Origin of the sequence: Stenotrophomonas rhizophila, assembly GCF_003751305.1 — a bacterium.
Lineage (GTDB): Bacteria > Pseudomonadota > Gammaproteobacteria > Xanthomonadales > Xanthomonadaceae > Stenotrophomonas > Stenotrophomonas rhizophila_B.
In genome coordinates this window covers 717,286-725,580 of the sequence record NZ_RJKV01000001.1, presented here as the reverse complement: position 1 = coordinate 725,580, position 8,295 = coordinate 717,286, and the positions used below count along the sequence as shown (strand labels likewise).

Here is an 8,295-nt window from a genome sequence, read left to right as displayed (position 1 = left end):
TCCTCCTGAGTCGCCCAGGTGGCGGAATTGGTAGACGCACTAGCTTCAGGTGCTAGCGGGGGCAACTTCGTGGAGGTTCGAGTCCTCTCCTGGGCACCATGACTCAGAAAATGATCAAACCCGCGCAAGCGGGTTTTTTCGTTTCCGGGCATCGAAAAAAAACCCCGCCTTTCAGCGGGGTTTTTTCGTTTCAGCTCACCGCAAGCATTTCAATGCCCACCGGCCGAGGCAGCGCCCGCCCCTGCACCAAACGGTGGCTTGGCCAGCCACAGGAAGGCGATGATGGCCAGGAAGATCCAGCCCAGCAGGAAGAAGATGTCGTTGAAGCCCATCTGCGAGGCCTGGTGATTGATCATGTTGTTGAGCGCCGCCGCACCATGTTGCAGGTCGCCCTGCCCCATCGCGGTCACCTGGTCCTGCATGCCCGGGGTGTAACCGGAAATGTGTTCGGTCAGATGCGCGTGGTGTTCCTGGGTACGGCGTGCCCACAACCACGTGGTCAGCGAGGCGGCGAAGCTGCCGCCCAGCGTGCGCAGGAAGGTGGCCAGGCCGGAGCCCGCGGCGATCTCGCGACCGTCCAGATCCGACAGCAGGATCTGCAGCACCGGCATGAAGAACAACGCCACACCGATACCCATGATCAGCTGGATGCCGGCCACATGGCCGAAGTCCACCTGCAGGTTGAAGCCCGAGCGCAGGAAGCTGGTGAAGGACAGGAAGATGAAGGCGATCGTGGCCAGCATGCGCATGTCGAACCGCGAGGCGTACTTGCCCACGAACGGCGTCATGATCACCGGCAACACACCGATCGGTGCGGTCGCCAGACCGGCCCAGATCGCGGTGTAGCCCATGTCACGCTGCAGCCATTGCGGAATCAGCAGCGCCACGCTGAAGAACGCCGCGTAGGCCACCACCATCGCCAGCGTCCCGGCGCGGAAGTTGCGGTGCCGGAACAGGCGCAGATCGACGATGGGATCCTTGTCGGTCAGTTCCCAGATCAGGAACACCGCCAGCGCCACCACGGACACACAGGCCAGCACGACGATCTTGGTCGAACTGAACCAGTCTTCGTCGTTGCCCAGATCGAGCACCAGCTGCAGCGCGCCCACGCCGATCACCAGAGTGATCAGGCCGACGTAATCCATCTTCGGCTTTTCGATCTGTTCCGGGCGCCCCTTGAGCTGGTTGCCCACCACCAGCGCGGCGAAGATGCCCAGTGGCACGTTGATCAGGAAGATCCATTCCCAACTGTAGTTGTCGGTGATCCAGCCACCGAGGATCGGGCCGGCGATCGGCGCGACCACGGTGATCATGGCCAGCAACGCCAGCGCCTGCCCGCGTTTCTCACGCGGATAGAGCGAGACCAGCAGGCTCTGCGTGATCGGGTACATCGGGCCGGCGACGAAACCCTGGATCGCACGTGAGACGACCAGCATGCCCATGCTCTGGGCCAGGCCGCACAGCAGCGAGGCCAATGTGAAGGCCAACGTGGCCCACACGAACAGCTTGGTCTCGCCGAAGCGGCGGCTGAGGTAGCCGGTCAGTGGCAGCGCGATCGCGGTGCTGACCGCGAACGAGGTGATGACCCAGGTGGCCTGCTGCGAACTGGCGCCGAGATTACCGGCGATGGTCGGCAACGAGACGTTGGCGATGGTGGTGTCCAGGACCTGCATGAACGAGGCCATCGCCAGGCCTGCGGTGCACAGGGCGACGTTGGCCGGCCGGAAGGCCGTGCCCGGGGCCGCGGGGGCGCCCGGTGCGGCGGGAGCTTGTGCGGACATGAGGGCCTCAGCTCGCCTTGCCCTGCTGCGGCAGGTTGCGCTGGATGATCTGGTGGATCACATCGTCAGCGCTGTGCAACTGCTTGGCATAGACGTCGGTATCGAACACCTGGCCCTTGGCGATGTCGGTCGGCAGCACGGTGCCCTTCTGGTCACGCAGGCTCACTTCGGCCTTGATCGACAGACCGATGCGCAGCGGATGCTCGGCCAGCTGCTTGGCATCGATGGCGATACGCACCGGCACGCGCTGCACGATCTTGATCCAGTTGCCGCTGGCGTTCTGCGCCGGCAGCAGCGAGAACGCCGAACCGGTGCCCAGGCCGAGGCTGTCGATGCGGCCCTTGTAGGTCACATCGCCACCGTACAGGTCCGAACGCAGCTCCACTTCCTGGCCCAGACGCATGTGGCGCAGCTGGGTTTCCTTGAAGTTGGCTTCCACCCACATCTGCTCGGTCGGCACCACGGCCATCAGGGCATTGCCCGGCTGCACGCGCTGGCCGACCTGCACCGAACGACGCGCCACGTAACCGGTGACCGGCGCGACGATGCCGGCGCGGGCATTGTTGAGGTAGGCCTGGCGCAGCTGCGCGGCAGCGGCCTGCACGTCCGGCTGGGTGGCGATCACGGTGTCATCGACCAGCGCGTTGCTCTGCTCGAAGGTCTCGCGCGAACCGGCCACGGCGGCTTCGGCAGCCGCCAGTTCGGTGCGGGCATGCGCCAGCTCTTCGTTGGAGATCGCACCGCTGCTGGCCAGATCCTTACGGCGGTTGAAGTCCTCGCGCACGCGCTTGAGGGTGACCTGGCGCGCGTTCAATTCGGCCTGGGCACCTTCCACGCTGCGGTACAGACCGCGCACCTGGCGGACCGTCTTGGCGAGGTTGGCTTCGGCCTGCTGCAGGGCCACTTCGGTGTCGGCCGGGTCCAGCTGGACCAGCAACTGGCCGCGCTCGACGCGCATGCCGTCATCGGCGTTGATCCCGACCACGGTGCCGCTGATCAGCGGGGTGATCTGGACCTGGTTGCCCTGCACGTACGCATCGTCGGTTTCTTCGAACCAGCGGCCGAACATGAAGTACCACAGGGCCAGCGCGGCCAGCAGCAGCACCACGATGACCAGCAGGCCGCGCAGCAGCTTGCCACGACGGGAGGGAGCTGCCTTCTCGGCAGCGGGGGCGGAGGTCTGACTCATGGGGATGACTCTCAGGAATGCGAGGATTCAGGGGTGGCGGCGACCGTGGCGGCATCGCTGGTCGGGGTGAAGCCACCGCCCAACGCCTGGCTCAGGCGGACCGAAACAAGGATCTGACGCGACTGCAGACTGGCCAGCCGCTGCTGGGAGACCAGCAACTGCTCTTCGACGCTGAGCACATCCAGGTAGCTGCCGATGCCGGCGCGGTAGCGCTGCTCGGCCAGATCATGGGCGGCCCGCGCGGTGCTGACGGCCTGGGCCTGGGCACTGGCCTGGTCGGCCAGCGAGCGCACCGCATTGACCTGGTCGGCGACATCGCGCAGCGCGTTGAGCACGGACTGGTTGTAGTCGGCCACGGCCAGGTCGTACTGCGCGTCGGTCTTGCCCAGATTGGCGCGCAGGCGGCCACCGTCGAAGATCGGCAGGCTCAGTGCCGGGCCGAGGAAAGCGAACGTCGAACCACTCTTGAGCAGCTGGTCCACTTCACTGGAGACCACGCCGCCGAGGGCGGTCAGGTTGAGACTGGGGTAGAACGCGGCCTTGGCGGCGTGGATGTCACGGCTGGCCGCTTCCACGCGCCAGCGCGCGGCGACGATGTCCGGGCGGCGGCCCAGCAGTTCGCTCGGCAGGACGCCGGGTAGCTGCAGGGCCAGCGGGTTCAACACCTGCGGGCGCGCGATCTGCAGGCCCCGGTCCGGGCCCTGCCCGACCAGCGCGGCGAGCGCGGTGCGGGCTTCGTCGATCTGCTGCTGCGCGGCCTGCTGTTGCTGCTGCGCGGCCGGAATACGGGCTTCGGCCTGGCGGGTCTGCAGGTCGCTGTCGATGCCGGCGGCACGCCGCTGACGGGTCAGGTCCAGCGTCTTCTGCGAGCGGGCCAGTTCTTCGCTGGCCACGTCATGCAGCGTCCACGCGTAACCCAGCTGCGCATACGCCTCGGCGATGGCGGCCGAGAGATTCAGGCGTGCGGCCTGGGCGTCCACTTCGGCGGCATGACCGCTGTCCACGGCCGCTTCCCAGGCGGCGCGCTTGCCGCCCCACAGGTCGATGCCGTAGCTGAAGCTCAGGTAGGCCTGGCCGCTGCCGGCGTAGCTGCCGCCGAGTTCGTCGCCGACCATTGATTCGGGCAGGCGTACGCCGGTGTAGCCACCGGAGGCGGCGACGCTGGGCAGGCGGTCGGCGCGGGCGGTGCCGATCTGGGCACGCGCCTGGCGCAGGCGTGCATCGGCCGCGTCCAGCCCGGGATTGCGCTGCAGGCCTTCGGCGATCAGCGCGTCCAGCTGGGGATCGCCCAGCGCGCGCCACCAGTCCGAGGCCGGCCAGCCGGGCTGGCTCAGGCCGTTGCCGGCCAGGGTGCGCTGGGTCTGCAGGCTGTCGGCATCGAGCAGGCGGCCCTGCGGCTCCAGGCCGCGGCTGCTGGCACACGCGGCCAGCGCAAGCGCCAGCGCGGAGACCAGCACCGGCCGCAGCGGGCGCAGTGAATAAGAACGTTCAAACATGGAAGTCATGGCGTTACCAGTGAGTCGCGTACACGGGTCATGAGGGAAAGCAGCTGCGCGCGTTCGTCCGCAGACAGATCACGCATGGCGTCGTCGATGGTCTGGTCGCCCCGCTGCTTGAGGCGGGCCCACAACTGGCGGCCCGGCTCGGTCAGCACGATCTGCAGCGCCCGCCGGTCCTGGGCATGCGGCTCGCGCCGCACGCAGTCCAGGGCTTCCAGCTTGTCCAGCAGGCGAGTGACCGCGCTGGGCACCTGGTCCAGGGCCTGGGCCAACTCGTTGGCGGTGCACGGGGCACGCGCCGCAAGGACCTTCAGGCCGAGATAGTGGGTGAAGCCAATACCGAGGTTTTCCTCGGCCATCGACGTGTCTAGCTGACGGACCAGGCCATCGCGCACTTGGCGCAGCAGGAGTCCAAAGCTGGGGGGATGGGCATCAGGGCAGATCATGGGTGAGCATTCTCTTCCAAAAAATATATTTCTCAATAGAAATATTCAATCTGGAACCAAATGCTGTGTTGCAGCAATCAGAACAATGGGCACGCCGCTACCTTAATGGCGCCCGCCACTGGCCGGGTATTACAATTTGGACAATGGATAACACTTTCAGGCCAGCACGGGAGACCGACGCCACCCAGATGATCCGCAACCAGGTCCTGGACTGGTTCGAGCGGGATGACGGGCTGGGCGTGCTGGGCTTCCGCATCGAGAGCCCCAAGGGGCTGGAACGCGAGATCGACTGGCACCAGCACCGGCGCGCCCAGCTGATCTGCGTGGAGGCCGGGCTGCTGACCACCCGCACCCGCCACGGCACCTGGTCACTGCCACCGGGCTGTGCCGGCTGGATGCCACCGGGCGAGCCGCATACGGTGGATATCTGCGGGCCGCTGCGTGGCTGGGGCGTGATCGTGAGCGCGCCGATGGCCTGTGGTCTGCCCGACGAACCCTGCGTGCTGGCCATTTCCGATCTCCTGCAGGCGCTCGCGCTGCGCGTCACCGCGTGGGTGCCCGCGGCCGAGCCGAGCCTGCGCCAGCAGCACATGATCGAGGTCCTGCTGGACGAGATCCGCAATGCGCCGCGCCAGCGCATGCACCTGCCGATGCCACAGGACCGGCGCCTGCTGCGGATCGCCTCGCAGCTGATCGCCGACCCGGCCGACGGCCGCAGCCTGGAGCAATGGGCCCGGTGGGCCGGGCTGTCGCCGCGTACACTGACCCGGCACTTCCGCGATGAAACCACGCTCAGCTTCGCGCAGTGGCGCCAGCAGGCCCGGCTGGCCGAGGGGCTGCGCCGGCTGTCCGATGGCCAGAGCGTGTCCGATATCGCGCACGAACTGGGGTTCAGCAGCCCCAGCGCCTTCGTCACCGTGTTCCGCCGCCACTTCGGCAGCCCGCCCGGGCGCTATCTGGCGCGCAGCGGACACCCCCTGAACCCATCACGCGGCTTGGCATCCCCGGCCGCATCCGGATAATCATCCGCCTGCGAGGGCGACAGCCGTCGCCGTCCCTTGCCACAGGTAACAATCCCGCATGACCGATCTTGCCCGCCCCGCGTTCCACGGCTTTGAACAGCTGCCCCTGCGCGAGTACGCCGAACGGGCGTACCTGGACTATTCGATGTACGTGGTGCTCGACCGCGCACTGCCGTTCCTCGGCGACGGCCTCAAGCCGGTGCAGCGCCGCATCATCTACGCGATGAGCGAGCTGGGTCTGAACGCGTCCTCCAAGCCGAAGAAGTCCGCGCGTACCGTCGGCGACGTGATCGGCAAGTACCACCCGCATGGCGACAGCGCCTGCTACGAAGCGCTGGTGCTGATGGCCCAGCCGTTCTCGTACCGCTACCCGCTGATCGAAGGCCAGGGCAACTTCGGCTCGACCGATGATCCCAAGTCGTTCGCGGCGATGCGTTACACCGAGTCCAAGCTGACCCCGATCGCCGAAGTGCTGCTGGGCGAGATCAACCAGGGCACCACCGACTGGACCCCCAACTTCGACGGCACGCTGGAAGAGCCGACCTGGATGCCGGCGCGCCTGCCGCACCTGTTGCTCAACGGCACCACCGGCATCGCCGTGGGCATGGCCACCGACGTGCCGCCGCACAACCTCAACGAGATCGTCAGCGCCCTGCTGCACCTGCTCGACGATCCCGATGCGACGGTCACCGACCTGTGCGAGCACGTGAAAGGCCCGGACTACCCGAGCTTCGCCGAGATCATCACCCCGATCGCCGATCTGCGGACCATGTACGAGACCGGCTACGGCAGCGTGCGGGCGCGTTCCACCTTCCTGAAGGAGAACGGCAACATCGTGGTCAATGCGCTGCCGTTCCAGGTGTCGCCGTCGAAGGTGATCGAGCAGATCGCCGCGCAGATGCGCGCCAAGAAGCTGCCGTGGCTGGAGGACATCCGCGATGAGTCCGACCACGCCAACCCGGTGCGCGTGGTGCTGGTACCGCGCTCCAACCGCGTGGACGCCGAGCAGCTGATGGGCCACCTGTTCGCCACCACCGATCTGGAGCGCAGCTACCGGGTCAATCTCAATGTGATCGGCCTGGACGGCCGCCCGCAGGTCAAGAACCTCAAGACCCTGCTCAGCGAGTGGCTGCAGTTCCGCAGCACCACCGTGACCCGCCGCCTCAACCATCGCCTGCAGAAGGTCGAGCGCCGCCTGCACATGTTGGATGGCTTGCTGATCGCCTTCCTCAACCTGGATGAAGTGATCCACATCATCCGCACCGAGGACGAAGCCAAGCCGGCGCTGATCGCGCGCTTCGCGCTGAGCGAGGAACAGGCCGAGTACATCCTGGAAACCAAGCTGAAGCAGCTGGCCCGCCTGGAAGAGATGAAGATCCGCGGTGAGCAGGACGAGCTGGCCAAGGAACGCGACAAGATCGTCGGCATCCTGGAGAGCAAGGCCAAGCTGAAGAAGCTGATCCGCGATGAGCTGGTGGCCGATGCCAAGAAGTTCGGCGATGACCGTCGTTCGCCGCTGGTGCAGCGTGGCGCGGCGCAGGCCATCGATGAAACCGAGCTGGTGCCGAGCGAGCCGATGACGGTGGTGCTTTCGGAGAAGGGCTGGATCCGTGCGGCCAAAGGCCACGACATGGACCCGTCCACCCTCTCCTACCGTGATGGCGATGCGCTGCTCGGTTCGGTGCGCGCACGCAGCACGCAGCAGGTGGCGTTCCTGGACAGCGAGGGCCGGGCGTATTCGACCCTGATCCACACCCTGCCCTCGGCCCGTGGCAACGGTGAACCGCTGACCGGTCGCTTCTCACCGGCGCCGGGCAGCGCCTTCATGACCCTGGCCAGCGGCGAGAACAACACGCGCTTCGTGCTGGCCTCCACGCACGGCTATGGCTTCGTGACCCGCTTCGAGAACCTCACCGGCCGCAACAAGGCCGGCAAGGCGATGCTCAACCTGACCTCCGGCTCCAAGGTGCTGACCCCGGCCGTGGTCGCCAATCCCGAGACGGATCGCATCGTGGCCGTGACCAGCTCGGGCAACCTGCTGGCGATCGCCGCCAGCGACCTGCCGGAACTGGACAAGGGCAAGGGCAACAAGATCATCGACATCCCCAAGGCCAAGCTCGCCACCGAGCGCGTGGTCGCGGTGGTATCGGTGGCGCCGGGCAACACGCTGCTGGTCCGCAGCGGCCAGCGCACGATGAACCTGTCGTTCAAGGATCTGGACACCTACCTGGGCACCCGCGCGACCCGTGGCCATCTGCTGCCGCGTGGCTGGCAGAAGGTGGAAGGGCTGGCGGTGGAGTAAGCCTCGCGGTGTTGACGTGAATCGGAACGGCCGGGGAAACCCGGCCGTTTTTTTGT

Annotated in this window: 6 protein-coding genes and 1 tRNA gene; 3 read left to right on the top strand and 4 right to left on the bottom strand. The window is 66.7% G+C overall.

From position 1 onward, the window contains the following. Nucleotides 1–12: 12 nt before the first annotated feature. Nucleotides 13–99: transfer RNA gene (locus EDF74_RS03340), tRNA-Leu, on the top strand. Nucleotides 100–209: 110 nt separating this feature from the next. Here the strand turns inward: EDF74_RS03340 and EDF74_RS03335 are convergent. From EDF74_RS03335 to EDF74_RS03320, 4 genes are read right to left on the bottom strand one after another with little or no spacing between them, the layout of a single operon-like run. Beyond that, complete coding sequence (locus EDF74_RS03335) at nt 210–1,781, bottom strand: DHA2 family efflux MFS transporter permease subunit (protein WP_121041533.1); 1,572 nt, start codon at nt 1,779–1,781, stop codon at nt 210–212. A gap of 7 nt (nt 1,782–1,788) precedes the next feature. After that, nucleotides 1,789–2,970, bottom strand: a complete 1,182-nt coding sequence (gene emrA, locus EDF74_RS03330; protein WP_123728786.1) for a multidrug efflux MFS transporter periplasmic adaptor subunit EmrA — start codon at nt 2,968–2,970, stop codon at nt 1,789–1,791. Between the two features lie 11 nt (nt 2,971–2,981). Further along, entirely contained in the window at nt 2,982–4,466 is a 1,485-nt protein-coding gene (locus tag EDF74_RS03325; protein WP_123728785.1) for an efflux transporter outer membrane subunit, read from the bottom strand. Between the two features lie 5 nt (nt 4,467–4,471). Then, entirely contained in the window at nt 4,472–4,915 is a 444-nt protein-coding gene (locus EDF74_RS03320; RefSeq protein ID WP_121041527.1) for a MarR family winged helix-turn-helix transcriptional regulator, read from the bottom strand. Between the two features lie 143 nt (nt 4,916–5,058). Between EDF74_RS03320 and EDF74_RS03315 the strand changes: the two genes are divergently transcribed. Beyond that, complete coding sequence (locus EDF74_RS03315) at nt 5,059–5,937, top strand: AraC family transcriptional regulator (protein ID WP_123728784.1); 879 nt, start codon at nt 5,059–5,061, stop codon at nt 5,935–5,937. Between the two features lie 58 nt (nt 5,938–5,995). Continuing rightward, nucleotides 5,996–8,239: a DNA topoisomerase IV subunit A gene (parC, locus tag EDF74_RS03310; protein WP_121041523.1), complete on the top strand. Its 2,244-nt coding sequence runs from the start codon at nt 5,996–5,998 to the stop codon at nt 8,237–8,239. Nucleotides 8,240–8,295: the final 56 nt, after the last annotated feature.

What these genes read in the sequence shown, in the direction of transcription:
- EDF74_RS03335 (WP_121041533.1), bottom strand. Translation starts at nt 1,781, where the DNA reads ATGTCCGCACAAGCTCCCGCCGCACCGGGCGCCCCCGCGGCCCCGGGC.
- emrA (WP_123728786.1), bottom strand. Translation starts at nt 2,970, where the DNA reads ATGAGTCAGACCTCCGCCCCCGCTGCCGAGAAGGCAGCTCCCTCCCGT.
- EDF74_RS03325 (WP_123728785.1), bottom strand. Translation starts at nt 4,466, where the DNA reads ATGTTTGAACGTTCTTATTCACTGCGCCCGCTGCGGCCGGTGCTGGTC.
- EDF74_RS03320 (WP_121041527.1), bottom strand. Translation starts at nt 4,915, where the DNA reads ATGATCTGCCCTGATGCCCATCCCCCCAGCTTTGGACTCCTGCTGCGC.
- EDF74_RS03315 (WP_123728784.1), top strand. Translation starts at nt 5,059, where the DNA reads ATGGATAACACTTTCAGGCCAGCACGGGAGACCGACGCCACCCAGATG.
- parC (WP_121041523.1), top strand. Translation starts at nt 5,996, where the DNA reads ATGACCGATCTTGCCCGCCCCGCGTTCCACGGCTTTGAACAGCTGCCC.